Annotated in this window: 16 protein-coding genes; 6 read left to right on the forward strand and 10 right to left on the reverse strand. The window is 74.7% G+C overall.

What is annotated here, in order from left to right; all coding sequences use genetic code 11:
• Nucleotides 1–42: 42 nt before the first annotated feature.
• Entirely contained in the window at nucleotides 43–975 is a 933-nt protein-coding gene (locus tag NUT86_RS25205) for an esterase/lipase family protein (protein WP_274737699.1), read from the reverse strand.
• Nucleotides 976–1,347: 372 nt separating this feature from the next.
• Between NUT86_RS25205 and NUT86_RS25210 the strand changes: the two genes are divergently transcribed.
• The gene (locus NUT86_RS25210) at nucleotides 1,348–1,806 is read left to right on the forward strand and encodes a cobalamin B12-binding domain-containing protein (protein WP_051104120.1); all 459 of its coding nucleotides are present in this window, start codon (nucleotides 1,348–1,350) and stop codon (nucleotides 1,804–1,806) included.
• A gap of 140 nt (nucleotides 1,807–1,946) precedes the next feature.
• Here the strand turns inward: NUT86_RS25210 and NUT86_RS25215 are convergent, their stop codons facing one another.
• Together NUT86_RS25215 and NUT86_RS25220 are read right to left on the reverse strand one after the other, a co-directional pair.
• On the reverse strand, nucleotides 1,947–3,683 hold the full coding sequence (locus NUT86_RS25215; RefSeq protein ID WP_274737700.1) for a DUF5691 domain-containing protein: 1,737 nt from the start codon (nucleotides 3,681–3,683) through the stop codon (nucleotides 1,947–1,949).
• 67 nt (nucleotides 3,684–3,750) lie between these two features.
• Nucleotides 3,751–5,112 carry an SWIM zinc finger family protein gene (locus tag NUT86_RS25220; protein WP_159486637.1) on the reverse strand — a complete coding sequence of 454 codons (1,362 nt, stop codon included), beginning with the start codon at nucleotides 5,110–5,112 and terminating at the stop codon, nucleotides 3,751–3,753.
• A 167-nt stretch (nucleotides 5,113–5,279) separates the two neighbouring features.
• Between NUT86_RS25220 and NUT86_RS25225 the strand changes: the two genes are divergently transcribed.
• The 5 genes from NUT86_RS25225 to NUT86_RS25245 all read left to right on the forward strand — a co-directional run bounded on the left by NUT86_RS25225 (nucleotide 5,280) and on the right by NUT86_RS25245 (nucleotide 12,741).
• A complete protein-coding gene (locus NUT86_RS25225; protein ID WP_274737703.1) occupies nucleotides 5,280–6,434 on the forward strand; it encodes an ATP-binding protein in 1,155 nt (384 codons plus the stop codon).
• Nucleotides 6,431–8,863, forward strand: a complete 2,433-nt coding sequence (locus NUT86_RS25230; RefSeq protein WP_274737705.1) for a DUF5682 family protein — start codon at nucleotides 6,431–6,433, stop codon at nucleotides 8,861–8,863. The genes NUT86_RS25225 and NUT86_RS25230 overlap by 4 nt, the downstream gene beginning before the upstream one ends.
• Nucleotides 8,860–10,176, forward strand: coding sequence for a VWA domain-containing protein (locus tag NUT86_RS25235; protein WP_274737707.1), 1,317 nt, complete (start codon nucleotides 8,860–8,862; stop codon nucleotides 10,174–10,176). Before NUT86_RS25230 ends, NUT86_RS25235 begins: the two co-directional genes overlap by 4 nt.
• Before the next feature lie 134 nt (nucleotides 10,177–10,310).
• The gene (locus tag NUT86_RS25240) at nucleotides 10,311–11,183 is read left to right on the forward strand and encodes a hypothetical protein (RefSeq protein ID WP_159486635.1); all 873 of its coding nucleotides are present in this window, start codon (nucleotides 10,311–10,313) and stop codon (nucleotides 11,181–11,183) included.
• A 94-nt stretch (nucleotides 11,184–11,277) separates the two neighbouring features.
• On the forward strand, nucleotides 11,278–12,741 hold the full coding sequence (locus NUT86_RS25245; protein WP_274737709.1) for a hypothetical protein: 1,464 nt from the start codon (nucleotides 11,278–11,280) through the stop codon (nucleotides 12,739–12,741).
• 134 nt (nucleotides 12,742–12,875) lie between these two features.
• Here the strand turns inward: NUT86_RS25245 and NUT86_RS25250 are convergent, their stop codons facing one another.
• The 7 genes from NUT86_RS25250 to NUT86_RS25280 form a co-directional block, all read right to left on the reverse strand.
• A complete protein-coding gene (locus NUT86_RS25250; protein WP_274737711.1) occupies nucleotides 12,876–13,781 on the reverse strand; it encodes a peptidoglycan-binding protein in 906 nt (301 codons plus the stop codon).
• Nucleotides 13,781–15,406 (reverse strand): DUF6519 domain-containing protein, encoded by a 1,626-nt coding sequence (locus NUT86_RS25255; RefSeq protein WP_274737713.1) that lies wholly within the window; start codon nucleotides 15,404–15,406, stop codon nucleotides 13,781–13,783. The genes NUT86_RS25250 and NUT86_RS25255 overlap by 1 nt, the downstream gene beginning before the upstream one ends.
• Before the next feature lie 204 nt (nucleotides 15,407–15,610).
• Nucleotides 15,611–17,785 carry a hypothetical protein gene (locus NUT86_RS25260; protein WP_274737715.1) on the reverse strand — a complete coding sequence of 725 codons (2,175 nt, stop codon included), beginning with the start codon at nucleotides 17,783–17,785 and terminating at the stop codon, nucleotides 15,611–15,613.
• Nucleotides 17,782–21,564 (reverse strand): putative baseplate assembly protein, encoded by a 3,783-nt coding sequence (locus NUT86_RS25265; RefSeq protein WP_274737716.1) that lies wholly within the window; start codon nucleotides 21,562–21,564, stop codon nucleotides 17,782–17,784. Before NUT86_RS25265 ends, NUT86_RS25260 begins: the two co-directional genes overlap by 4 nt.
• Nucleotides 21,561–24,758: a putative baseplate assembly protein gene (locus NUT86_RS25270; RefSeq protein ID WP_274737717.1), complete on the reverse strand. Its 3,198-nt coding sequence runs from the start codon at nucleotides 24,756–24,758 to the stop codon at nucleotides 21,561–21,563. The genes NUT86_RS25265 and NUT86_RS25270 overlap by 4 nt, the downstream gene beginning before the upstream one ends.
• Entirely contained in the window at nucleotides 24,755–25,141 is a 387-nt protein-coding gene (locus NUT86_RS25275) for a GPW/gp25 family protein (RefSeq protein WP_018089569.1), read from the reverse strand. Before NUT86_RS25275 ends, NUT86_RS25270 begins: the two co-directional genes overlap by 4 nt.
• Nucleotides 25,138–25,434 (reverse strand): hypothetical protein, encoded by a 297-nt coding sequence (locus tag NUT86_RS25280; protein ID WP_446750784.1) that lies wholly within the window; start codon nucleotides 25,432–25,434, stop codon nucleotides 25,138–25,140. The genes NUT86_RS25275 and NUT86_RS25280 overlap by 4 nt, the downstream gene beginning before the upstream one ends.
• Nucleotides 25,435–25,482 lie beyond the last annotated feature (48 nt).

Below are 25,482 nucleotides of genomic sequence, written 5' to 3' on the forward strand. Positions count from 1 at the left end.
CGACGCCGCTGCGGCGTCCCGCGGGGTGCGTGCGGGGCGTTGTCAGGCCACCGAAATGGCGTCCGCGGCTCCTTCCGCGGTCTCCGCCGAGGTCAGTGCTTCCCGTATTCCGGCTGCTACGGCGCCATTGACCGGCAGGGCGAGATGTCCGACACCGGCGACATGCACGTTGTACGCGACCAAATCAGGGTGACTGATTCTCGCTGTTGTGGCCGGAACCATCACCTGATCCTCCTCGCTCCAGAAAGCGACGAATTGCGTGCGGCAATTCGGTGCCGGCCGCGACAACTCCGCTATCACCTCGGAATCGGGGCGCATCTGGCGGACGAGGGGGTGCGCCGACATCAGCGGCGCGATACGGGTGCCGGCGTGCGGGGTGCCGAGCGTGATCACCGTACGGACGCGGGTGTCGCCGCCGAGCCGCTGTACGTAATAGCGGGCGATGAGTCCGCCGAGGCTGTGGCCCACGAGGTCCACCCGGCGATGGCCGGTCCGGGCGCAGACCTCCTCCACATGGCGGCTGAGCAGCTCGGCCGCCTTACGGAGATCGCAGGTCAGCGGGGAGTAGTTGAGCGCCTCGACATGGCGCCAGCCGTGCCGGTGCAGCGAGCGGCGCAGCAGCAGGAAGACGGAGCGGTTGTCGATGAAGCCATGGAGCAGGAGGACGGGCGGATGGGCCCGGCCCTCGGTCGGCAGCATCGTGGGCGCGCCGGGGGCGGGCTGCGGGGCCTCCGGTGCCGTGAACCCTTCCGGGGGCCCGGCCGCGGGGTGGGGTGCGGGCCGTGGCAGGGGGCGTTCCTGGGAGATGCCGGTCGGATAGAGGAGGAGATGGCCGGCGAGGACCGCCAGGTCCACGACCGTGCTGCGCAGGGGGAGCGACGAGGCGCGGGTGGGGAGCAGGCGCACGCACCGCAGTGGCGTGGCAACGAGGCGCGCGATCAGAAGGGGTGCGGAGAGAAAGGGCAGGGCCTGCATGGCCGACCTCCCGAATGGCATGCGGGAGGCGGCGTCGACCCCCGTATGCCCTCGTGGGAAGCCCTTGGGCGGTGATGGCGAGCATGCGGCGACTCGCACTGCTGCGTGCCCGGCGCCCGGTGGCCCGGCTGCGGCTCCCCGTGCGCCCGGCCCGCGCCCTGCGCCGCCCGGCTCCGGCGGCACAAAACGCGGGACGCGGCGCGTAGCGAACGTGTCCCATGTGTGATTTCCCCCTCCCCGGATGTCACGAAACGGCTGGGTACGGGATGCTGGCGATAACGTTCGTTCACGCTCGTGGCCGCCGGATCGCGGTCGCGCGATCGATTGTCGGCTCGGCGGCACCACAGTGCCGTGCATGGCTTGGAGGCAGTGATGAGTGTGGCTCGGCATGACGGAGCGCAAGCGGGGAGCCAGGGCGCGGCGGGCAGGTCGGGGCCGATCCGTGTGGTGGTGGCCAAGCCGGGCCTGGACGGGCACGACCGGGGCGCCAAGGTCATCGCGCGGGCGCTGCGCGACGCCGGTATGGAGGTGATCTACACCGGGCTGCACCAGACCCCGGAGCAGATCGTCGACACCGCGATCCAGGAGGACGCCGACGCGATCGGGCTGTCCATCCTCTCCGGGGCGCACAACACCCTCTTCGCGAAGGTCATCGCCCTGCTGGAGGAGCGGGACGCGGCGGACATCAAGGTCTTCGGCGGCGGCATCATCCCCGAGGCGGACATCGCTCCGCTCAAGGCACAGGGCGTCGCGGAGATCTTCACGCCGGGCGCCACGACCACCTCGATCGTGGAGTGGGTCAACGAGAACGTCCGCTCGCTGGCGGTCTGAGGCACGGCGGATCGGTGCCGCGGCCCGGCCCGGAGGCCGGGCCGGGCGGCCGTGCCGGGGTCGGGCCCCGGCCCGGCGGGCACCGGTACGCGCAGACCCGGTACGCGCAGCCCCCGTGTGCGCTGTCTTGGCGTGAGTGGTCATGGCACGCGGGGCCCTGGTGTGGCACCGCCGGGCGTGGCGGCTGCGGCGGCGGTGTCGAGGTCTGCGCCGGGGCCGGTGGTGTCGCCGGCGGGCGGCGGGGTGAATTCCCTGCGCATCGTGGCGCGCAGGCGCAGGGTGCCGACCAGGCGCTGGAAGGCCTCGGACCAGTAGCCGCCGGAGCCCGGGGAGGCGCCCTCCGGCTCGTCCGTGACGGCCGTGAGCATGTCGAGACGGTCCGCGGCGGCCGGGTCCAGACAGCGCTCGGCCAGGCCCATCACCCCGCTGAAGCTCCAGGGATAGCTGCCCGCGTCCCGGGCGATGTCCAGGGCGTCGACCACCGCTCCGCCGAGCGGTTCGGCCCAGGGGACCGCACACACGCCGAGCATCCGGAAGGCCTCCGACAGGCCGTGTGCCGCGATGAACTCGGCGACCCACCGGGCCCGTTCGTCCTCGGGGAGGACGGTCAGCAGCTTCGTCAGATCCCGTGACGAGCCGGCCGGGGTGACCTCGGCGGCCTGGGACGGTGCGGCCGGCGCACCCAGCAGTGCCCGCGCCCAGTCGGCGTTGCGCTGGCGCACGGCGGCGCGGCACCAGGCATCGTGCAGCTCCGTACGCCAGTCGTCGCCCACCGGCAGCGCGACGATCGCCGCCGCGTCACGGCCCCCGAAGCGGGCGTGCCAGCCGTCCAGTGGTGTCGCCTCCACCAACTGGCTCAGCCACCAGGACCGTTCCCCCCGTCCGGAGGGCGGTTTGGGTGCCACGCCGTCCCGCTGCATCCCCATGTCGCACTCATGGGGCGCCTCCACCGCGATCACCGGTGCGCCGGCCGTCCGGTCCAGGCCGATACAGGTGTGGGCCCGCTGCGCCATACGGGCCGCGAGCGCGGAGCCGGGCAGGGCGGAGAGCAGCTCGGCGGCCGTGGCGCGGACGTTGCGGCTGCGGTCGGACAGGGCCTGTTCGAGGAAGGGCTCATCGCCCGTCGCGAGGTCCTCGCGCAGCGAGTCGAGGAACATCAGGCGGTCCTCGGCCCGCTCCGTGGACCAGGTCGTGGTCAGCAGCGCCAGGCCCGCCGCCGGGTCATGGCGGCGCAGGGCGGTCAGCAGGGCGACCCGCTCCGCGAACAGGCCCTCCTCCCACCGGCGCCGCACGGCCTCGGGATCGTCGCCCCCGGGGAGCGCGGACGGGCCGCCGGCCCCCCGGAGCGCGAACTTCCATTCGTCGTTGAGCCGGGCCAGCCACAGGGCGCGCGGCCCCGCCAGGGCGAGCGCGGCGGGCCGCAGATCCGTACGGGCGCGGGCGGCGTCGAGCAGCGCGGGCAGCAGGGCCTCCGGGGCGCGGTAGCCGTACGTGCCGGCGGCGGCCAGCCACTGGGGCAGCAGCTCGGTGAGGTCGGGGGCGGTGCCCCGGCGGCTGCCGCCTCCGTTGCCGCCGCGGTCGGCGAGCAGCAGGGACAGCCGGCGGCGCGCCGCGGGCGGCAGCGGGGGCCGCGGGTCGGCCGGGGCCGGGGCGGGCCGCTCACCGGCCGGTGCGGGGCGCAGCGCGGCGCGCCGGCGCACCGTGCTCACCGCGGCCGCGTCCAGCAGCGCGGCCGCGGCGGTCTGTGCCGGCCGTGCCGCCACCGGCGGTGTCCGCCGCTCGGTCCCGAGCAGCGCGGCGCTCACGAGATCGGACCAGGGGGCGGGGGCGGTCGGGGTGGGTGTGGCGGGTGAGGTGGGGGTGGTGGTGCGCGTCATGCCTTCCTCCAGGCATCGGTGGTGGACGGCGTCCGTGGGGGCCGGGGCGTCGCGGCCGCGGCGCGGGTCACAGGGACACCGGGGCGGGGTCCCAGACCGTCAGCGGCAGAAAGCCGCGATGGCCGCATTCGCCGAAGACCGTGACCGGTGCCCCGCCCGATATGGCGGCCAGCTGCCACAGGCTCGTACGGCCGAGGCCGCGCGGGTCCAGCGGGAGCGCCGACTCCCCGTCCGCGTCGGCCAGTTGCCAGCCCTTTCCGTCGTGGCTCGGTATCGGTGTGACATCGGTGAGCACCACCGGCCAGGAATCCAGCCACGGGTCGTCGCGCAGCGCATCGCCGTACGCGGCCAGGGCGGCATCGATGCCACCGCCGGGGGGAACCGGCCCGGGAGCCGCCGGGGCGTGCCGCTCGCCGAGAGTGGCACGCAGCGGGCGGGCGCCCGGGTAGTAGGCGAGGTCCGCGTCGAGCACCAGACCGGGCGGCAGTGCCAGGTCCAGGGGGCGGCCGGGAGAGCCGCCGAAGGAGAGGTGCAGCGCCATCCGGCCGGTCCGCTCGCCCCGCAGGAAGATTCTGCGGGTGAGCAACTTGCCGTCGTCGCTGTCCTGTTGGGCGAGCACCAGCCAGCGGTCCCGGACCGTCGCCGCATCGGGGCCGGTCAGCAGGTCCGCCGCCTCCGTGGTCAGCCCGACGCGCGAGCGGACCGTCGCCGCGAGCGGGCCCGGCAGCCGCTCGATACCGAGGAACCCCTGGTCGAGGAGGTGCAGCAGCGCGCATTCCTCCAGCAGCCGCGCCGGCCAGTCCGGGCCGGACGCCACCACCGACGACAACTCCCGTACGCGCGAGGCGAGTCCGGGCGCCTGGGCGTCGACCATACGGGCCGCCGTCTCGTCCCAGGAGTCTGTCCCGCTCTCGGCCGAGGCCAGCCCGGACTGCAGCAGATCCTCCAGCCGTTGTTCCAGCTCCGTGGCGCCGGCGCCGATCCGCTGCATCCGGCGCTCCGCCCGCCGCTTGGCGGCCTCCGGGTCCGCGGGCGCCCGCGGCGGGGCGGCCGCGCCCGAGGGCGCGCCCGCTTGCCGCTCGGCCCGCTCCCGGCGTCCGGCCAGCCACTCGCCCGCCCATGCGGACGGTTCCCCGGCCGCCACCTCCCCGCCGCCGCCCGCCCAGAGCAGCAGCAGCCCCAGCGCGTGCTTGCACGGAAACTTACGGCTCGGGCAACTGCACTTGAAGGCGGGACCTTTGATGTCCACGACCGTCTGATACGGCTTCTTTCCGCTGCCCTTGCACTGCCCCCACACCGCACCCTCGTCCGCGCCCGTTTCCGACCACGGCCCGGGCGCCGCGAGCTTGCCGCCCGCTTTGCGTGATGCCTCGTCAGGCGCCAGCGCGAGCACCTGATCCGTCGTCCAGCGTTCCCCCTGCGGATTCATGTCTTCGACGCTACGGCGCACCACTGACAATCGCCGTCGGCCGCGATGAACGGGCAGGTCAGGGCCGGTTTCCGGGCGATTGTCAGTGGCTTGGTGCAGGGTTGATCCCGCAAGCGGCCGCAGCGATTTCGGGGTGCCGGCCGCACACCTTGCGACGAGGGGGAACCATGTCCGGGAACAGCCTCACGACGACGGACGAGCAGATCCATCAGACGGCCGGGACGGCGCCGGAAGCCGCGGGCGGCGAGGCGCTGCGGCCGCATGCCGAGGACAGTTTCGCGGCGGAGCTGACGGCCCTCGCCGCGGCCGACGACCGGCCCCGGCCGGAGCGCTGGCGGCTCTCGCCGTGGGCGGTCGCGACCTACCTCCTCGGCGGCACGCTCGCGGACGGCACGGTCATCACACCCAAATATGTCGGCCCGCGCCGGATCGTCGAGGTCGCCGTGACGACCCTCGCGACGGACCGCGCGCTGCTCCTGCTGGGCGTGCCCGGCACCGCGAAGACCTGGGTGTCCGAGCATCTGGCGGCAGCCGTCAGCGGTGATTCCACCCTCCTGGTGCAGGGCACCGCCGGCACCCCCGAAGAGGCGATCCGCTACGGCTGGAACTACGCCCAGCTGCTCGCGCACGGCCCCAGCCGCGAGGCGCTGGTGCCCAGCCCGGTGATGCGCGCGATGGCGCAGGGCATGACCGCGCGGGTCGAGGAGCTGACCCGCATCCCCGCCGACGTACAGGACACCCTCATCACGGTCCTGTCGGAAAAGACCCTGCCGATCCCGGAGTTGGGGCAGGAGGTGCAGGCGGTCCGCGGCTTCAACCTGATCGCCACCGCCAACGACCGTGACCGCGGGGTCAACGAACTCTCCAGCGCGCTGCGCCGCCGCTTCAACACCGTCGTGCTGCCGCTGCCCGCGACGCCGGACGAGGAGGTGGACATCGTCTCGCGCCGGGTCGAGCAGATAGGGCGCTCGCTGGATCTCCCGGCCGGACCGGAGGGCCTGGACGAGATCCGCCGGGTCGTCACGGTCTTCCGTGAGCTGCGGGCCGGCCTCACCACCGACGGTCGCACCAAGCTCAAGTCGCCGTCCGGCACCCTCTCCACGGCCGAGGCCATCTCCGTGGTGACGAACGGCCTGGCGCTGGCCACCCACTTCGGGGACGGCATACTGCGCTCCGGCGACGTGGCCGCGGGCATCCTGGGCGCCGTGGTCCGCGACCCCGCGGCCGACCGGGTCGTATGGCAGGAGTATCTGGAGACCGTGGTGCGCGAGCGCGACGGCTGGAAGGACTTCTACCGTGCCTGCCGTGAGGTGAGCGCATGAGCGGGCGTGGCGGGCGGACCACGGACAGGTGCGGGCCGGTGCTGCTCGGGGTGCGTCATCACGGCCCCGGCTCGGCGCGGGCGGTGCGCGCCGCCCTGGAGCAGTGCACACCGGCCGCGGTGCTGATCGAGGGGCCGCCGGAGGCGGACGAGCTGGTGCCGCTGGCGGCCCATGCGGAGATGCGGCCGCCCGTCGCGCTGCTCGCCCATGCGCAGGACGACCCCGGCCGCGCCGCGTTCTGGCCGCTGGCCGAGTTCTCCCCGGAGTGGGTGGCGATGCGCTGGGCGCTGGAGCACGGCGTCCCCGTCCGCTTCATCGATCTGCCCGCGGCGCACTCCCTGGCGGGGGGAGACGACGGGGAGACGGCGGACGAGGGGGCCGGCGAGCAGGAGGCCGGTGATCAGGAGACCGGTGAGCAGGGGGCCGGCGCCGCCGAGGTGCGGATCGATCCGATCGGGGTGCTGGCCGAGACGGCCGGGTACGACGACCCGGAGCGCTGGTGGGAGGACGTGGTCGAGCACCGCGGGGGCGGCGGAGCCGGTGCGGACGCGCTGGCGCCGTTCGCGGCGCTGGCCGAGGCGATGGCGGCGCTGCGCGAGACCTACGGCGACGGCGGCCATGACCGTGATCCGGTGCGCGAGGCCCATATGCGGCTCCGGCTGCGGGCCGCGCGAAAGGAGTTCGGGGACGACCTCGCCGTGGTGTGCGGGGCCTGGCACGTACCCGCCCTGGCGCAGCGCACCACCATGACCGCCGACCGGCAGCTGCTCAAGGGCCTGCCGAAGGTGAAGGCGGCGGTGACCTGGGTGCCCTGGACACACCGGCGGCTCTCCCGCCGCAGCGGATACGGCGCCGGTATCGCCTCACCCGGCTGGTACGGCCATCTCTTCAGCGCCCCCGACCGCCCCGTCGAACGCTGGCTGACCAAGGTCGCCGGGCTGCTCCGCGAGGAGGACTACGCCGTCTCGTCGGCGCATGTCATCGAAGCGGTGCGGCTCGCCGAGGGGCTGGCCACGGTACGCGGCCGCCCGCTGGCCGGGCTGACGGAGCTGGACGACGCGGTGCGCGCCGTCATGGGGGACGGCACCGATGCCCCGTTCCTGCTGATCCACGACCGGCTGGTGGTCGGGGAGGTGCTCGGCGAGGTCCCGGAGGACGCCCCCGCGGTGCCGCTGCAACGGGACATCGCCCGCAGCCAGCGGACGCTGCGGCTCAAACCTGAGGCCCTGGAACGGGAGTTGGAGCTGGACCTGCGCAAGGAGACCGACGCCGGGCGCAGCCGGCTGCTGCACCGGCTGCGGCTGCTCGGCATCCCCTGGGGCGAGCCCACCCGCTCCCGCGGCAGCACGGGCACCTTCCGGGAGACCTGGCGGCTGCGCTGGGAGCCGGAGCTCGCCGTGCGGGTCGCGGAGGCCGGAATCTGGGGCACGACCGTGCTCTCGGCGGCCACCGCCAAGGCCGCGTCCGAGGCCGCCGGGGCGGCCCATCTCGCCGAGGTCACGGCGCTCGCCGAGCGCTGTCTGCTCGCCGAACTCCCCGATGCCCTCCCGGTGGTGATGCAGGCGCTGTCGGACCGCGCGGCGCTGGACGCGGACGTGGGCCATCTCGCCCAGGCGCTGCCCGCCCTCGTACGGTCCGTGCGCTACGGCGATGTGCGCGGCACGGACGCCGTGGCGCTCCGCGAGGTGGCCACCGGCCTGGCCGAGCGGGTCTTCGTCGGACTGCCCCCGGCCTGCCCGGGGCTGGACGCCGACGGCGCCGCCGACATGCGCGGGCATCTCGACGCCACCCACCAGGCCGTCGGCCTGCTCGGTCAGCCGGATACCGAGCGCCGGCCCGAAGGGAACGGGCTGCGGACCCGCTGGGCCGGAGTGCTGCGGGCGGTCAGCGAACGGGACACCGTGCCGGGGCTGCTCCGCGGCCGAGCGACCCGGCTCCTGCTGGACGACGGCGAGTTGGGCGACGGGGGAGCGGAGCGGCTGATGGGGCTCGCCCTCTCGCCGGGCACCCCGCCCACCGACGCCGCCGGATGGATCGAGGGATTCGTCGGCGGCGGGGACGGCGGCATGCTGCTGGTCCATGACGAACGGCTGCTGGCGCTGGTCGACGGCTGGCTGACCGGTGTGCCGGACGCCGCCTTCACCGACGTACTCCCGCTGCTGCGCCGCACCTTCGCGGAGTACGAGTCCGGAGTGCGGCGCACCCTCGGTGAGCTGGTCCGCCGCGGCCCCGCGACGGCACCCCGCCACCCGGCCGGCGACGCCCCGGACGCGGCCGTGCCCGGCTTCGGCCCCGGCCTGGACCGCGACCGTGCCGCGGCCGTCCTCCCCACCCTCCGCATGCTGCTGGGCATCGGACAGCACGGCTTCGGCGACGACCCACCGGAGTTGTCCCGCCCGGCCGACGACCTCACGGGAGCACGGACATGACGACCACGACACCGGACCCGACGGCCACCACCACGGTGGCCACGCACGCAACGCCCACCACACACGCCACGCCCACCACACCCACCACGCACGCAACGCCCGCCCCGGGACCGGCCGAGGACCCTGCCGCCGCTTCGGCCGCCCCCACTTCCGAGGCCGAACGGCTGCGCCGCTGGCGGCTGGTGCTCGGTGGCGGCGGCGCGGACGGGACGGGGTGTGCGCTCAGCGGCCGGGACGCCGCGATGGACGGGGCGCTGGCCTCGCTCTACGGACGGGAGACGGGCCGCGGCGGCAAGGGGGCCGACGGCGGCCGGCGTTCGGCGGGGCTCGGGGCCTCGGCGCCCGGGGTGGCGCGCTGGCTCGGCGACATCCGTACGTACTTCCCGTCGTCCGTGGTGCAGGTGATGCAGCGGGACGCCATCGACCGGCTGGGGCTGTCCGCGCTGCTGCTGGAGCCGGAGATGCTGGAGGCCGTCGAGGCGGATGTGCACCTCGTGGGCACCCTGCTGTCGCTCAACAAGGTCATGCCGGAGACGACCAAGGAGACCGCCCGCGCCGTCGTCCGCAAGGTCGTGGAACAGCTGGAGAAGAAGCTGGCGCAGCGCACCCGCGCCACCCTCACCGGCGCCCTGGACCGCTCCGCGCGGATCAGCCGGCCGCGCCACCGCGACATCGACTGGGACCGCACGGTCCGGGCGAACCTCAAGAACTACCTCCCCGAGTACCGCACGGTCGTGCCCGAGCGGCTGATCGGCTACGGCCGCGCCGCGCAGTCGGTGAAGAAGGACGTGGTGCTCTGCATCGACCAGTCCGGTTCGATGGCCGCCTCGGTCGTCTACGCCTCGGTGTTCGGCGCGGTGCTGGCCTCCATGCGGACCCTCGACACCCGGCTGGTCGTCTTCGACACCTCGGTGGTCGATCTGACGGACCAACTCGACGACCCGGTCGATGTCCTCTTCGGCACCCAGCTCGGCGGCGGCACGGACATCAACCGCGCGCTCGCCTACTGCCAGTCCCGCATCACCCGCCCCGCCGACACCGTCGTCGTCCTCATCAGCGACCTCTACGAGGGCGGCATCCGGGACGAGATGCTCAAGCGGGTCGCCGCGATGAAGGCGTCCGGAGTGCAGTTCGTGACCCTGCTCGCGCTGTCCGACGAGGGGGCGCCCGCCTACGACCGTGATCACGCCGCGGCCCTCGCGGCCCTGGGCGCACCGGCGTTCGCCTGCACTCCGGACCTGTTCCCGGACGTGATGGCGGCCGCGATCGAGAAACGGCCGCTGCCCATACCGGACATGGCGGAGCAACGGTGACAGGTATCCCCGGGGGACTTGCGTGGCACCTGGTTTCTCATGCAAGTATCTGCTCATCGCTCGATCGCCCGCGACGCGCGTGACACCGAGGACCGGTTCTCCGGGTGTCCCCGTCCGTATGGGAAGGTCCCCCCTTGTCTGCTGTGTTCGCCCTGCCTGCCGTCGTGCGCCTTCCGCGCACGGTGGCCGTGCGGCGTGCGCTGCTGGCCGGGATCTTCCTGGTGGGCTTCGTCGCCCTCGGCTTCGCCTTCGGTCCCGGCGCCCATGCCGACGACCGCACGCGAAACGCGGACCTGCCCGGGGCCTCGGCCCCGGCACGGCCCGCGGCCGAGGCATCCACCCCGGACCGGGCCGCCACCCGGGACGGGGCAAACCGGCTCTCCGGCTCCGGCTCCGCGGTCACGCAGCGCGGTGAGGCCTCCGGCGCGAAGGCCGCCGAGCGCACCCACGCCGCGTCCGACGCGGTGGCCGGGGCCGTACGGCCCGCCGCCGAGCAGACCGCACCGGTCACCGGCCGCGTGACCGAGCCGGTGAGCCGCGTCGTACGGGAGATCGGGGAGTCGGCCGGTGCCGCGCTGCCCGTCCACCTCCCGTCCGGTGAGCACGGCGAACACCCCGGCGACGGCGGCGCGGACCAGCACGGCCGGACGCCGGGCGAGGACCGGCCGGCCGGTTCGCGGACCGCTGCCCCGGCCTGCGGCGCTGCCGCCGCCGACGCGGTGCAGTCCCTCGACGACCTGCGCAAGCCGGTCTCCGAGGGCCCCTCGGCCACCGCCCACGAGCAGCGGGACCCGGGCCACGACGGCCTTCCGGGGCAGTATCCGCAGGGCCCGGTCGCACCCGCCTCGCACACCGCCGGGGACGGCCACGGCCCCCGTGGCGGGGACCAGTACGCCGCCGTCACGGCGGACCCCATGCGCTTCCGGCTGCTGCCCGGTGGCGTCCGCACGGCCGATGGCGCTCCGACGCGTCGGCGTGCCGAAGAAATCCTCGAATTCCCGGGCTAGGGCAGACCGCTCCGCGTCTGTAACTGGACCTGCCGCGCGGGGGCGGGACAGGTCTGCCCGTCAAACCCCTCCGAATTCGAAGGACTTCACCACCATGCGCTCCACCATCCGCCGTTCCATCGTCGTTGCCGCCGCCACCACCGGTCTGTGGGCCCTGGGCTCCGTCGCCGCCAACGCCGCCGAGCTGCCCGTCGGCACGGACCTCCCGGCCACCGGCACGGTCACCGACACCGCCCGCCAGCTGCCCACCGGCGACGTGGCCGGTACCGCGAAGAAGACCGCCGGGACCGCTGAGAAGACGGTCGGCGAGGTGGCGGGCAAGGCCACCGGCGCCCTCGGCGGCGTGTCGGCCCCGGAGCTGCCCACCGGCAAGCTGCCGCAGACCGGCGACGTGACCGGTGCGCTCGACGGCGTGCAGAAGCGGGCCAACGGTGCCGGTCTGCCCGACACCGGTGAGGTGCGGAAGGCCGCCGGCCTGAAGCAGGCCAAGAAGGCCGTCAAGACCGTCAAGAAGGCTGCCAAGGGTGCCGACCTCGGCCAGGCCGGCCGCCTGACGGACGGCACGCTGCCCGCCGTTCCGAAGCTGCCCGCCACCCCGGGCGTCCCGTCCCTGCCCGGCACCCCGGCGCTGCCCAAGGCTCCCGCGCTGCCCAAGGCCCCCGGCTCGGCCGACAACCTGCTGGCCGGTCTCGCCGGTGCGGGCATCCGGCCCGAGCAGCTGACGAAGCAGGCCCAGGGTGCGCTGGCCGCCGCGCGTCCGGCCGTCGACCAGGCCGCCGCCGACGCGCTGCCGCCCGTCGCCCGCCGGGTCGTCATCAAGGTCGTGCCGGTCGCCCAGGGTGCGGTCGGCGGTGCCGGTCAGCTCGCCGGTGACGCGGCCGGCCAGGCGACCCCGTTCGTGACCGTCGTCGGCGGCCAGGCGCAGCTGTTCGTGCAGGGTGCCGCGGCCGACGCGGTGCCGTTCGCCCAGGGTGTGGCCACCGACGCGGCGCCGTTCGCGCAGGGTGAGGCCGCCAAGGCGGTGCCGTTCGCGCAGGGCAAGGCGGCCGACGCGGTGGCGTTCGCCCAGGGTGCGGCCACGGACGCCACCCCGTTCGCGCAGGGTCTGGCCACCGTGGTCGTGACCGACGCGCGGGGCACCGCCGGCCAGGCCGCCACCGGTGTGCAGGGCCTGACCCCGGTGAAGTCCGTGCCCGCGGTTCCGGCTGCGCCGGCCGCCCCGGCTGTGCCTGCCGTGCCTGCCGTGCCTGCCGTCCCGTCCGTGCCCGCCGTCCCGGCCGTGCCCGCGGTTCCGGCCAACGTGACGGACGCCGTCCCGGCCGTGCCTGCCGTCCCGTCCGTCCCCGCCAACGTCACCGACGCCATTGCCCTCCCGGCCGCCCCGGCCGCCCCGGCCGCCCCGGCCGTGCCCGCCATCCCGTCCGTCCCGGCCAACCTGACCGACGCCGTTGCCGTTCCGGCCGTGCCTGCTGACCTGGCCGACCTGACCAACGCCGCCAACATCCCGGCGCTGCCAGCCCTCCCGGCCCTCCCGGCCCTCCCGGTCCAGGCCGTCTGAGTCTCAGGCTGACACCACCGGCTCCTCGGCCGCGGCGGCGGCCGATGCCGGAACACCCATGAACAGCCGGGCGGACCTCTGTGGGGGAGGGCCGCCCGGCCTTGGTGTATCCAGAGCCAACAAGCCGTCGTGAGTTACGAGTTGGGCACCCGCAGTCGTTCCCAGCTGACCCGGCCCGGCACCCCGTCCGCATCCTTGCCACGGAAGCCGAGCTTGCGCTGCCAGGCCGCGTACGACGTGCGGTCCGCCTCGGTCCACTCCGGGCCGGGGCCGTCCTTGTAGTGGCCGCAGCCCTCGGCCACCAGCCGTTCGCCCATCGCCGTGATCACCGGGCTGCGGGCCCCCGACCGGAAGAAGTCCCGTCCGGGGAACGGCTCGTACGGCGGATGCTGCGGCTTCGGCGGCACCTGCTCCGAGCCGTCCGCGTCCGGCGCGCCCTCCGCCGCCTTCGCCAGCCGCTTCTTGATCAGGCCCCGCAGGTCGCCCATCACGATGCCGCGCGGATCGACCTTCCCGGGCTGCCACTCCTTGTGGCCGATCACCGAGCGTTCGCTCCAGCGGTGCGCCCGGCAGATCGCGGCCGACACCTTCTCGATGGCGATCCGCTGCTCCTCGGGCCACGGGTCCTTGCCGTCCCCGGAATTGATGCACTCGAAGCCGTAGAAGTGACGGTTGCCGTCGGTGTCCGCGTCGTTGTCCTTCGGCAGCTCCGCGTCCTCGTTGATCACCGCCCGCAGGACGTCACGGTCGCCGAGCCCGGCGTGGTTGGCGCGGCCGTTGCCGACGAGATGGACCTCGCCCTTCTTGTCGATCACGCCATGACACAGCGGCCCCGGCAGATCGGAGCGCCCGTCGTAACACAGGTCCACCGAGCTGTCGGTGCCCTCGGTGGCGGTGTGGTGGATCATCACACCGTGCATCGGGCCCCAGGGGCCCTTCGCGTTCCGGTTGTGCGTGCGCCAGCTGCGGACCTCGTGGACCACCAGGCCCTCGTCGCGCAGCGCCTTGAGCAGCCGGCTCGCGGTCAATGGGGTGGCCATCAGGCGGTTCCCTCCTCGTCGACCGCGGCTTCCGCCGCGGCGGTGGTCTGCGACCTGCTCGGCGCCGGACCCGACGCGTCGTACGGCGAGCCGTAGGACGCGTCACCCGACTCCGCCGCCCGAGCCTCCTCCTCGGCGGCCAGCGCCGCATCGTCCGCGGCCGGAATGCCCGCGGCCAGCGGGCGGAAGGCCAGCCGCAGATCGGGTTCGGTCTGCTCACCGGCGATCCAGGCCAGCGGCGCGAAGTGCACCGCGATTCCGGACGGGTACTGCAGCAGCGGCCGGCGCGCCGGGTCCGTCGGCCACTCCACTCCACCGGTGGCCGTACGGGCCGGGATCAGCCAGAAGTCGCCGGTGCGGTAACTGCCGCCCGGCGCGAACCAGACCTCGACACCGTCCTCCAGGGGCAGCCAGCCGCCCTCCTCGACCGGGAGCGCGCCGTGCCGGAGCCGGCCGTCCCGGGCGCCGCGCCCGCTCGTCCGCCGGCTGCTTTCGTGGTGGTCCCAGCGGCGCAGGAACGGATGCAGCTCGGGCCGCCGTCCCACGCCCGGTGCCGGTTCGCCCGAGAGCCGCACCCGGCGGCCCGGCAGATCGACCTCCTCCACCCGCAGCAGCGGCTCCGCCTCGCCCCGGCTCGTGTACCCGGTGTCCACGAACTCGACCAGGTCACCGACGTCCAGATCCAGCTTGTCGTCGCTGCCCAGGGTCGCCAACTCCACCCAGGTGCCGTCGAGTCCGTCGACCGGGAAGGTGACCGAGCCGTTCTCCCGGGACCATTTGAAGGTGGCGTCCTTCGCGCTGCCCCCGTCGTGCACCTCGACCCGGTAGAGCTGGTTCTCCGGGCCCCGGTAGCGGGCGTCCGGGGCGACCAGGCAGGGCTCGTCGTCCGCGGCGCCGGGGTGTTCACTGCGGGCCGCGAGACGGGAGCCGGGCGCGGCCGCCTGCTCCGCCCAGCGTGCGAACGCGGCGCGGACCTCGTCGACCGTCGGGTCGCCGGAGTCCAGCCCCAACGCGGCGGCGGGCAGCGGCAGTACCTGCCACACCACCTTCGCGCGGGCCGCGGTGTCCGGCAGCGCGGAGCCCAGCGCGACCTCGCGCAGCGCCGGGTCCTCCGCCGCGGTCACCAGCCGCTCCCACACCTTCAGATAGACCAGATACGGGAAGGCGGTGGGCAGCCGGTCGCCGGGCCGCTCCGGGTCCCGGAAGCCGTCCGGCTGGTCCCAGTACGTCCAGGTGGCGGGCGGCGCGGCCGGCTCGCCCTCGCCGCCGTCCTGGCCCTCCTTGCCCTCCTTGCCGGTGTCGGCCGTGCCGTGCGCGGGCACCGGCACCCCGGGCTGCGGGCGGGTCGCGTCACACAGGATGCCGTCCACGTAGTAGCGGCCGCCGCCGATGACCAGGTCGTCCAGCTCACGGCTGCCGCCGCGCAGGGCGATCCGGAAGCCGGTGGCGCCGCGCGGCCCGCCGTGCGGGCCGATCAGGTCGGCGGCGAGCGTACGGGCCTGGAACAGCTGGATCGCGGTCTGCTCATTGGCGTCGGCGTCCAGTTGCACCCGGCCCTGCTGGGCGACGACCGCGGAGTAGTGGCGCTCCGGCCGGTGGGTGAGGCGCGAGAGATCAGCGTGCATGGAAGGGGTCCCCCTCGGACGGGATGTGCGGACGGTCGGAGTCGCTCGGACGGCCGGAGCGGCGCGGCAGGCCCCGGTGGTGGTGCGGCGCGGACGGTCCCCCCGGCACGCCGGGGGCGCGGGGGGACGGCCGGCGGTTCGCCCCGCGAACGGGCGGTGGGCTCACGTCACGAAACAGCGGGCTCACGTCACAGAACAGCGGGCTCACGTCACGAACACGATCCCCGCGTCGCTCCCCGCCGGTGTGTACTCCGCCAGCCGGGCCCGCAGGCTGTCCTCGCGCTGCGGCTGGTAGAGATCGTGGTACGCGCCCATCTCGGCGCCGTCCTCCGCACCGCGCCGGATCGAGTCCGTACGGCCCGCCGCCAACTGCCCGTACCACGGCGTCCCGTAGCGCTCGGCGCGCAGCTGTGGCCGCACCCGCTCCGCGCCTTCGGGGCCCGCCAGGTCCGGCTGACAGCGGTGACGGCGCGGGGTGCGCGACCCCGGCGGGACGTAGCTGAACCGCAGACAGCCGATGCCGCGGCGGGCCACCCGCAGCTGCCCGGTGAAGATGCTGTTCTCGGCGAGCCGCACCGCATGTGTGTGCACCTCGCCGATGACCGTGCTGCGGTGCACGGACAGCACCGCATGCGCATGCCGGCAGTCCGGCGCGGACAGCGCCGAGCGCGTGGACCCGGTGGCGTCGAGGATGCTGTCGCGCAGATGGACCTCCAGCGGATCGGTGCTCACCTCGTCGCCGACCACCTCGATGGTGCCCAGGATGCAGCGGTCGATCTCGACACAGGCCCTCGTCCGGTCCAGCACCAGGCTCGGCTCCTCGGGGGAGTGCGGAGCGCACTCCGGCTCCAGCGACCAGCCCGGCACCAGGGTGCAGTGCCGCAGTACCAACGAGCCCATCGGGCCGCTGACATGGAGGCCGCGGCCGGTGACCAGCAGCCCGTCCAGCACCATCCGCGGCCGGTCGCCCGGGGCGCAATCCTCCTCCCGGGCCCGGATGTTGAGTGCGTCCGGCCGGTTGCTGTACCAGTCGAGCAGCCGGATGACGGGACGGGTGCCCTCGGCGGCGCGCAGCTCCAGCCGGTCGCCGGGGTCCAGATCGAAGTCCAGCTGCTCCTGGTAGGCGCCGCTGTGGGTGATCTCGATGATGCCGTCCGGGCCGCAGCGCCCGGACCGCCGGTCGTGCTGCCAGGCGGCGTAGGCGTCCATGATCCGCTGGAACGGCCGGTGCGGCCCGACCTGATAGACGGCGGCGTCCGGCGCGGTGGCCCGCTCCCGCGGATACTCGCCGCCGCCCAGGTCGTCCCCGAACCCGTAGTGGTAGTCCACCCATACGCCCTGCCGCGGCGCCGAGCGCGCACCGAACGCCATCCGGCCCAGCTCCGGGTCGACGGCGATCTGCCCGCGCTTCGGCCGGTAGCGCCAGTCGCTCAGGTCGGCGACGACGATGTCGGACAGCGGGACGGGCGCCTCCTGGCCGTCCCGGCGGATCACCAGGCTCTTCCCGGGCCCGTAGTAGTCCGCGAGCCGGTCGTGCAGCTGCCGCCGGCGGATCACGGCCGGCACATTGTCGAGGGTGGCGATATGCGCCGCGGACGGCTCCGGCTCCGGGCGGGTCAGCAGCGGGGTGTCATTGCCAAGGATCGAGAAGGTGTAGAGGTTGCGGGCCCGGTCGATGCAGTACGCGGGCGCCCGGGTCACCGAGTACGGCTTCAGCCGCCAGACGAACAGCCCGACACCGGAAGGGGTGTAACCACCTTGCCTGCGCGGTGAGTTGGCCCGCCGTACATCCACCGAGCGGGCCACCGTCCCGAACGGCCCGCCGGCCAGGTCCAGCTCCGCGCCGTCCCGTACGTCCACCAGCCGGCCGCGCCCGCGCCGCCGTGCGGCGTCGGCCCCGGTGCCCGCCCCGTACAGCTTCACCGGCTGCTGATGGGCGACCAGCCGGGAGAGCTCCACCGCCCGGGCCGGCCAGCCCGCGACCGACTCCGACAGCTCCTCCAGCAGGGGCAGGGTGCCCTTGCGCCGCCGGTTGCCGACCGTCGCCGCCACGTCGCGGCGCGGCGCCAGCGCCTCCGCCAGCCGCCGCCGGGAGGAGTCCGGCAGCCCGCCGTCCCGCAGCCCGGTTGCCAGGACCCGCTCGTAGCCGGGCAGCGGACGGTAGCCCACCAGGTCGCCGAGGTACGGCAGGACCCATGCGGCGGCGGTCTCCACGAACCAGTCGTCGTACTGCTGGGCGACCCCGTCGCGTACCCGGTCCACCTGCTCGGCGATCACCGCCAGCAGCGCCCGCAGCGGCTCGCCGTGCTCCGCGTCGCGCAGCCGGTGCCACTGCGGGAGCAGCTCCGCGAGCCCGTCCGGCTCTCGGGTGGTACTCATCGGGTCACCTCCGTGAGGATCAGGGTGTCCGCGACCTGCGGGGAGAACAGGGCGAGCTGGGCCGGCCGGATGCCGCGGAAGACGCATACCGCGCGGCCCTTCGGCAGCGGCCGGGTGTCGGTGATATCGGGGTTCAGCCGCAGGAGTGCGGCCAGGGTGATGCCGTAGCGGGCGGCGATCGCGGTCAGCGTCTCCCCGCCGTCCGCGGTGACCTCGTGGACCCGTTCGTCGAACGTGGCGAACCGGGCCGGCACCGAGGAGCGGGGCGGGCCGTCGAACTGGTCGGCCAGCCGGGCGAGTTCGGACGGGGTGACGGACGCCGGTACGCCGGTGAAGGCGTCCACGTCCACATGGTCGACACCGGGCACGGAGTGGGCCGCCACCAGCACCTCCGACAGCTGCGCGGACTGCCCCAGCTCCCGCCCGTCGGGGCCCAGCCGGGCCCACAGCGCCCGCCGGAGCCGGGGTTCGACCAGCGGCCAGGAGTGATCGGGCGCCACCTTCACCTTCGCCCTCAGCAGCAGGAGGACCGGTTCGCGGACGTCGACCCGGACCGGAAGCCGGGCATCGCCGTACTCGGCCAGTGAGGACCGCAGCGCCCGCAGCACCTCCGCGTCCGGTGCGAGGGGGGTGTCGTCCACCCCCGCGACCGTCACATGCAGCACCTTCCGCCGCCCGTCGAAGAGTTCCCGGGCCGACGCCCGGCCGATACCGGCCCGGGAGCGGGCGAAGTCCTCGTAGTCCGCGAGCGAGACCAGCCGGTCCAGCGCGGAGACGGCCAGGGGTACGGTGCGCCGGGTCAGCCCCGGCCCGTCCGCGTCCGCACCGCCGCTCGCGGGCTGCGGATTGGTCACCCCCGTCACCCCGAGCGGCCGGGAGACCGCCTGGGTGATCCGGTGCGCCGCGACATTCGCCGCCCGGCCGGTGCCGAACCGGTAGCGGGCCCGGACGTTGTCGTGGCCGCTCGGCAGCCGGGCGCCGTGGACCCCGTCGCCGAAGGTCACCGTGGTCCGGCCGTCGCCCGCCGTCCCCCGTACATACACGCGCTCCCGCGGCCCCCGCCCGGCGAGGCTGTCCACCGGGTGCCACAGCAGACCGTCGACCCGCACCTCCAACTGCGGGGCGGCGCCCAGGGGACTGTCGTCCGGCAGCCAGGTCAGCGGTGACTGCCAGAGGGCGAACGTCTGGTGGGCGCGCGCGGCATCGCCGCTGCCGATCGGCTCGTCCCGGCTCTCGCCGTGGGTGGCAGGCACGACATTGCCCTGGATGCGGACGGTGTCCCGGCGGTAGCGGTGGGCGAGGTCCGCGGTGAGCGTGAGCACCGTGTGGACGTGGTCGCCCGGCAGGTCGGGGTCCAGCCGCTGCTCGACCCCGGCGATCACGGCGAGTTCGGTACCGCGGAGCCCGGCCGGCCCCGGGATGTCGGTGCGTTCGCCGGAGACGACGAGGCGACGGCCGGGCAGCAGACCGTCATACAGCTCGGCCAACTCCAGCTCGTTGCCGTGCACGTCCTCGCCCAGCGGCTCGTCCGCCATGCGCAGCGGCTCGCCGCCCGCGTACACGGTCGTGTCGCGGATCGCGGAGAGCAGCACATCGTGCTCGTCCAGCCAGGGGTCGGCCAGGGTCAGTTCGGTACCGCGCCCGGTGATGCCGAACTGGGTGTACACGGCGGTACGGACCGCGGTCACCCGGGTCGTGACGAACGCCAGCTTCCGGTCACCCGGGATGCCGTCCGGCCCGTCCGCGCCCTTACGGGGCCGCCGGATGGCGACCCAGCTGCCGACCGTGATGCCGTCCTGCACCGAATCCAGCGGCAGCACCGAGCGGTTGGCGGCCTCCGGGACCGTCGCGATGCCGATCTCCACGGCGGGCGGTTCGCTGCCCGGTGTGCGGCGTACGGTCACCTCGTACTCGCCGTGCCGGATCTGGTGCTGCTCGCCCGGTGTGAGGTGCCAGGTCTCGGTCCGGCCGTTGCGCACCGCGACCGCGATCCGGCCCCCGTCGTCGGGGCGGGCCACGGACAGCGTGCGCTCGGGCAGACCGGACAGCAGCCGGGCGGTGACCCCGGACTCCTGTGCGTCCGACGGGCGGCGGCCCAGCCAGCTCAGATCGTGGTCCGGGCCGGTGCGGGTGGACAGCTCGATCCGGCCGGGGCCGAGGTCGAAGGGCTCGTCGGACGGCAGATTCACGGTGCGCTGCACCGAACTGCCGGTCTCGATGTGCTGGAACTCCGCCTTCACCGGCACCTTGCCGGCCGTGTCGAACACCACCCGCATGCTGGTCAGCACCCCGCCGGTGAGCGGCCAGTCGGACTGCCGGATGACCCGGCCCTTGTCGTCCTGGACGGGCTTGAGCGGCGCGGTCGCCCCGAAGGGCGCGGCGGTCACCCGCATCGCCAGCAGCGCACGCAGCGCCGACGGCACCTCCGGCGCCGCCTGCCGCCATGCCGCGTACATCCCGTCGGCGACCCGTGGATCGAGCGCGGCCAGCAGCCGCGCGGTCAGGTCGGAGCCCGGAGCCGGGCCCGGTCCGGGACCGCTCGCGAGGGGCCGGGCGCCGGACGGTGGGCGCACCACCCCGGTGCGGAGGGCGGGAAGGACGGCGTCGAGCGCCCGCAGGGCCGCGGTGGGGCCGCCGCCCGCCGCGAAGGACCGCGGCTCCGGCGGTACGGCCCGTACGGGCGCCAGGTCCACCGCCCGCTCCCGCAGTTCCCCGACCACGGCCGCCAGTTGCTCGAACCAGGCCGCGACCGCCTCGTACGGCGCGGCCAGCACCTGCGCCTCGGCCAGCCGCTCATGCGGTCCGGCGAGCCGCTCGGCGAACGCCGCCGGATTCTTGCCGGCCGCCCCGTCCAGGTCCGTGCGCAGCGGGGCCAGCACCTGGTGGTCGAAGGTCTCGATCAGCTTGCTGACGGGCCGCGGGTTGGGGGTCGCGGGGGTGGGGCGGTCCTTGGCCGGGTCGTCCGGATCGCCGCCGTCCGCCGGTTCGGTGATCCACTGCCGCAGCTCGTCGACCAGCTCCTTGAGGGTGGGCGGCGCGGACTGCGGCAGCCCGAGCGCGGTGAGGTCCTCGTCCCGGTCGATGCGTACCTTCGCCACCGGCAGCAGCAGCCGTGTGCTGCCGAAGTCGAAGAGCAGCTGGTCCCCGGTCTGCAGGGAGGTGGACGTCCCGGCGACGAACACCTCCGCGCGCCGGGCCAGATCCTCGGCGACGAGCAGGGCCGGGCGGCGCCGGCGGACCTTCAGCTCGTTCCACGCCCAGCGGGCGGTCAGGTCCTCGTCCGTCTCGAAGGTCTGCGACTCCTCGCCGGACGCGCCGGGCACGCTGTGGTTGCGCGAGCCGCGCGGGACGACCACCGGCAGATCCTCGGCCCGCGGGTCACGGTCGAGGGTGTACGCGAGGTGGGTGCCGGCCGCGACCCCCGGCCGTGGCCGGTGCCCGACCAGCCGCCCCAGCAGGGCCAGTGACCGGTGCTCGTGGGCGGTCCGCAGATAGCCCTCGTCGGCGATCCGCTCGCTGTGGAAGGTCAGGACGTCACCCAGCACCGCCCAGGCGTCCAGCAGCCCGATCGCCGGGTCGTCCGGACTGCGGACGGTCAGCCCGCGCAGCGCCGGGTACGCGGGGGAGGCGAGCCGGTCGAGCATGGCGGCCAGGAAGGAGCCGTAGTCGCCGACACGGTAGTCCAGGGACGTACGCCCCGGCGGGTTGTGGAGGGCGTCCGGGGCGCGGCGTTCGTCGCTGCCGCCCCCGCAGCCGCAACCACAGCGGGAGGCACTCATCGGGCACCTCCGAGTTCGATGACCAGCCGGCCGTTCTCCGGCCGCTCCGGGTCGTTGTCGCACACGGCGATCTCCAGCGGGCCGATCCGCAGCACACCGTCCTCCCGTTCTCCGTTGTCCTGATGGGACAGCCGTTGCAGCCGGGTCACCCGTACGCTCCGCACGCCCGCTACGGCCGCGGCCACCGCGGTCAGCCGGCTCAGCCGGACCGGCTCCCCGAACGTCAGCGCGTCCGGGTGGAAGAAGCCCACTCGTCCGCCGGACAGCCGCCGGTTGCCGAGCACCCGCGTCAACTCGGCCAGGATCTGCCCGTGTTGATGTCCCGGTTCCGCGCAGACCTCGATCGCGATGTCCAGCGGCACCGTCCGGGCCGGCCCGACGACCAGGTCGTGCCCGATCCGCCGGTAGCGCTCCAGCGCCTGGGCGACGGACTCCAGCAGCGGCGCGCCCGGCTCGCCGGTCCCCGCCGCGTCGACGGCCACATGTGCCTCCTGCACACTGCCGGTCCAGCGGATCTCCGCGGCCGCCCGGCCGACGCCCGGGAGCGCGGCCGCCAGCTCCGCGTAGTCCGCCGCGGTCACGGCGCGCAGCCGGGTCCGCCGGAGGTCGAGCGGTGCGAGCTGCCGCACCTGCTCCAGCGGCTCAGGACCGGTCCCGCCGGCCGCGGGCAGCGGATTGCGCACCCCCGCCACCGGCAGCGGCTCCCCGGCGTCCGAAGCCGCCGGATCCCGGCTCAGCACCAGGTGGTTGATGGCCTCGGCGCCGACATTGCCCGCCGTGCCGCCGCCCAGCCGGTAGTGGAGTTCCCAGCGGCTGCCGGGGGCGGGGCGGGCGCCGTACCGTCCGTCACCGAAGCGCAGCGCGATCCGCCTGTCGTCCTCCAGCTCGCCGACGAAGTGCCGGTCGCGGGGGCCGCTGTCGAGCAGATCGCGGCGCGGGGTCCAGCTGTGCTCGCCGTCCTGGAGGCGTACGGCGGGGAGCGCGGCGCGCGGGTCGGGCAGCAGGGCGGCGGCCGGGCCGTGCAGCACCGGCTCGTCCGGATGCAGCCCCACCGCATGGTCCGGGCCCCAGCTGTGGGCGATCTCCCAGGCGATCCTCCCGTCCAGCACCGTGCCCGCACGGGCCCGCGCGGTCAGCACCTCCAGGCGCCGCAGCTTGGCGGCCAGCAGCCGGTCCCCGCGGTGCAGCAGCTCCCGCAGCGCCCGTACGGGATGCCGCCGCAGCTCCAGCCGCTCCAGGACCTTGAGGCCGAAGAGCACCGTGAGTTCGGTGATCTCCGCCTCCGACAGCCCGTCGTGGTCCCGGGCACTGCGCCACAGCTCCACCAGCCGTGCCCGCACCCGCTCCCGTAGGCCCGCCAGCCGGTCGGCCTGCCCCGCGGCCACCTGCGCGGGCTGCGGACAGGGCACGGTCCGGGCGACGGGGGAGCGCGGCAGCACGGGCCGGAACCGGGGCACGAGGCCCGGGTAGACGGACTGCGCGAGGAGCGTACGCAGCGCCTCGGCCTGCGCGTGCACGGTGCCGGGTACGACCTTCTCCCCGCCGGACGGTGCCCCCGTCCGCCGCTGCCCGGCCGGCTCCAGACCGAGCCCGGCCCGGGCGGTCGCCTCCGCGCCGACGACCGTGCACAGCTCACGGAGGTCGTCGGCGGTCAGCGCCCGGTGGCAACTGGTCTTCTCCAGCAGGGCGTCGATGAGCCGGGCCGGGGCATTGCCGCTGTCCTTGCGGTCGCCGCAGCCGAAGGCGGGCGGATCGCAGGAACCGGGCACGGCGGGGTCGGGCGGCACGGTCACGGTCTCCGGGGCGCTCTCCGCCCCGGCACCGAAGGTCAGCGACCGCCCGTGGTCGACCAGCACGACATTGCCGCGCGCCACACTCACGTCCTCGACCGGTGCGCAGTCGCGGCCGCCGCGCGTCGACAGACACAGCGGGAAGGCCAGCGCGTCCTCCGGCGCCCAGGTGACCTCCAGCACCGGCTGGTCGTCGAGCCGGTCGACGGCCGGGGTGACCGAGGTCAGCCGGACCGGCTGCCGGTGCGCCGGGTCCTGGTCGCCGGGGGTGCCGGTACGCGGCCCCTTGACCTCTTCGAACAGCAGCAGATCGCCGGGGGACAGCCGGAGCGCACGGCGCTCGCACGCCTCATCCGTCCATGCGTCCCGCAGCGTCGCCGAGGTCGCGCCCTTCGGCAGCATGCACACCTCCCCGCCCCAGGTCCACAGGCGGATCGCGGTGTGCTCGGGCCGTACGACGAGCGGCGCCCCGGCGACCGGCTCGAAGACCTCCACCGCACCGCGCTCGTCGAGCACGGCCAGATCCCGGTCGTCGAGGACCGTCCCGGTCTCCGGCCGGTCGCGCGGGCCGTACGTCCTGATGTCGACGGCCGCGAAGCGGAACTCCCCCGGAAACAGGGTGAGTTCGCGGGTCGGCTCCACGGTCACCAGGGCCCGTGCGCTGCACCCGTCGTGCATCGGATAGTCGATCAGCCGGACGTGCCGCCGGACGGACACCCGGCGGCGGGCGGTGTCGAGATACGCCTCGGTGGCCACCGCGTCCTGCTGATAGCTGATCTGGTCCGCGGTGTACGCCAGCAGCTCGACCAGCGTCATCCCCAGGTCGGCCGGGTTGCGCTCCACCCAGTCGGGGGTGGTCAGCCGGAGCCGGTCCAGGACCAGCCGGCGCAGGGTGTCGTAGTCGCGCGCGGTGTAGTCGGTGACCGGGGCGGGCCCGAAGGTCCCCGGGCAGTCCGCGGGCTCCTCGTCCACACAGTCGAAGGGACTGGGGCAGTGGGGGTGAAAGGAGAACTCTGCGCGGAAGTACCGCTGGTCGAAGCCCTCGTACGGGGTACTGCCGGGCCGCCCGTACGCATCCGTCTCCACGACGGACAGCTGGTAGCGCGAGGTGTCCCCGGTCCGGTCGAGGACGACCAGCAGCCGGTCGTCGAGCTCGGGGTCCTCCTCCCGCTCGACGGAGATCTCCCGCACCCCGATACCGGTGATCCGCCGCCCGCCGTCGATCCGGATGTTCTCCGGGCACAGCCCGTGCGGTGCCTTGCCGAGGAAGGTGACGGTCAGCGTCACCCCGTCATCGGCCACCTCCACCGCATCGATCCCGTTGAGCCGCGCCGCCCTGACCCGCCCGCGCCGCCCGTCCGCGGGGCACACCGGCCCGTCTGCCGTGCCGCGCCGTTCCGTCATCCCTGGCCCCGCCCCTCGAAGACGTCGTCACGCCGGCTCGCGGTGGAGCGCACGACATAGCGCAGATACACCCGTACGACCTGGTCCTCGCTCACCACGTCCAGCGCCTCCACCTCGATCAGCTCGCCCAGCCAGCGCTGCAGCGAGGCCTGGACCGAGAGCTCCACCGCGGATGCCAGCTCCGGACTGTTCGGGGTGAAGACGAGATCCAGCAGCCCGCACCCGAAGTCGGGCCGCATCACCCGCTCGCCGGGGCCGGTGAACAGCAACTGCTCGATCAGATCCCGCACATGCGCCTCGTGATCCGCATGCGCGGTGCGCCCCCGCCGGTCGACCCGGAACGGGAAGGCCACCTCGGTACGTACCGTCCGCACCGCCTTCATCGGCTCGACACCCCCTGGCCTTGCTGGACGGACGCCACGACCGGCGGGCCCTGCGGCACCGGCCCGGCGCTGAAACACATCGCCGCGGTCGTGTCCAGCAGCACCGGCACCCCGTCGGCCCGTACGGCGTCCTCGCCCGCGGCCGGCGTCCAGCGGACGCTCGTACAGGGCTGCGGCCGGCCGCCGACGGAGTGCGGACACCCGCCGACCGTGAAGAGGTCCGCGGTGGTGGCCACGGGCGCGCCGTCGATCCGCACCCCTGCGCCCGCCCCGGCGGCCGCGGTGGATAACACGCGGCCTCCGTGCGGGCAGCTGATCACGGCCCCGCCGTGGACGAGATT

It is taken from the genome of Streptomyces sp. G7(2002) (assembly GCF_028870195.1).
GTDB lineage: Bacteria > Actinomycetota > Actinomycetes > Streptomycetales > Streptomycetaceae > Streptomyces > Streptomyces nigrescens.

What these genes read in the sequence shown, in the direction of transcription:
- NUT86_RS25205 (WP_274737699.1), bottom strand. Translation starts at nt 975, where the DNA reads ATGCAGGCCCTGCCCTTTCTCTCCGCACCCCTTCTGATCGCGCGCCTC.
- NUT86_RS25210 (WP_051104120.1), top strand. Translation starts at nt 1,348, where the DNA reads ATGAGTGTGGCTCGGCATGACGGAGCGCAAGCGGGGAGCCAGGGCGCG.
- NUT86_RS25215 (WP_274737700.1), bottom strand. Translation starts at nt 3,683, where the DNA reads ATGACGCGCACCACCACCCCCACCTCACCCGCCACACCCACCCCGACC.
- NUT86_RS25220 (WP_159486637.1), bottom strand. Translation starts at nt 5,112, where the DNA reads ATGAATCCGCAGGGGGAACGCTGGACGACGGATCAGGTGCTCGCGCTG.
- NUT86_RS25225 (WP_274737703.1), top strand. Translation starts at nt 5,280, where the DNA reads ATGTCCGGGAACAGCCTCACGACGACGGACGAGCAGATCCATCAGACG.
- NUT86_RS25230 (WP_274737705.1), top strand. Translation starts at nt 6,431, where the DNA reads ATGAGCGGGCGTGGCGGGCGGACCACGGACAGGTGCGGGCCGGTGCTG.
- NUT86_RS25235 (WP_274737707.1), top strand. Translation starts at nt 8,860, where the DNA reads ATGACGACCACGACACCGGACCCGACGGCCACCACCACGGTGGCCACG.
- NUT86_RS25245 (WP_274737709.1), top strand. Translation starts at nt 11,278, where the DNA reads ATGCGCTCCACCATCCGCCGTTCCATCGTCGTTGCCGCCGCCACCACC.
- NUT86_RS25250 (WP_274737711.1), bottom strand. Translation starts at nt 13,781, where the DNA reads ATGGCCACCCCATTGACCGCGAGCCGGCTGCTCAAGGCGCTGCGCGAC.
- NUT86_RS25255 (WP_274737713.1), bottom strand. Translation starts at nt 15,406, where the DNA reads ATGCACGCTGATCTCTCGCGCCTCACCCACCGGCCGGAGCGCCACTAC.
- NUT86_RS25260 (WP_274737715.1), bottom strand. Translation starts at nt 17,785, where the DNA reads ATGAGTACCACCCGAGAGCCGGACGGGCTCGCGGAGCTGCTCCCGCAG.
- NUT86_RS25265 (WP_274737716.1), bottom strand. Translation starts at nt 21,564, where the DNA reads ATGAGTGCCTCCCGCTGTGGTTGCGGCTGCGGGGGCGGCAGCGACGAA.
- NUT86_RS25270 (WP_274737717.1), bottom strand. Translation starts at nt 24,758, where the DNA reads ATGACGGAACGGCGCGGCACGGCAGACGGGCCGGTGTGCCCCGCGGAC.
- NUT86_RS25275 (WP_018089569.1), bottom strand. Translation starts at nt 25,141, where the DNA reads ATGAAGGCGGTGCGGACGGTACGTACCGAGGTGGCCTTCCCGTTCCGG.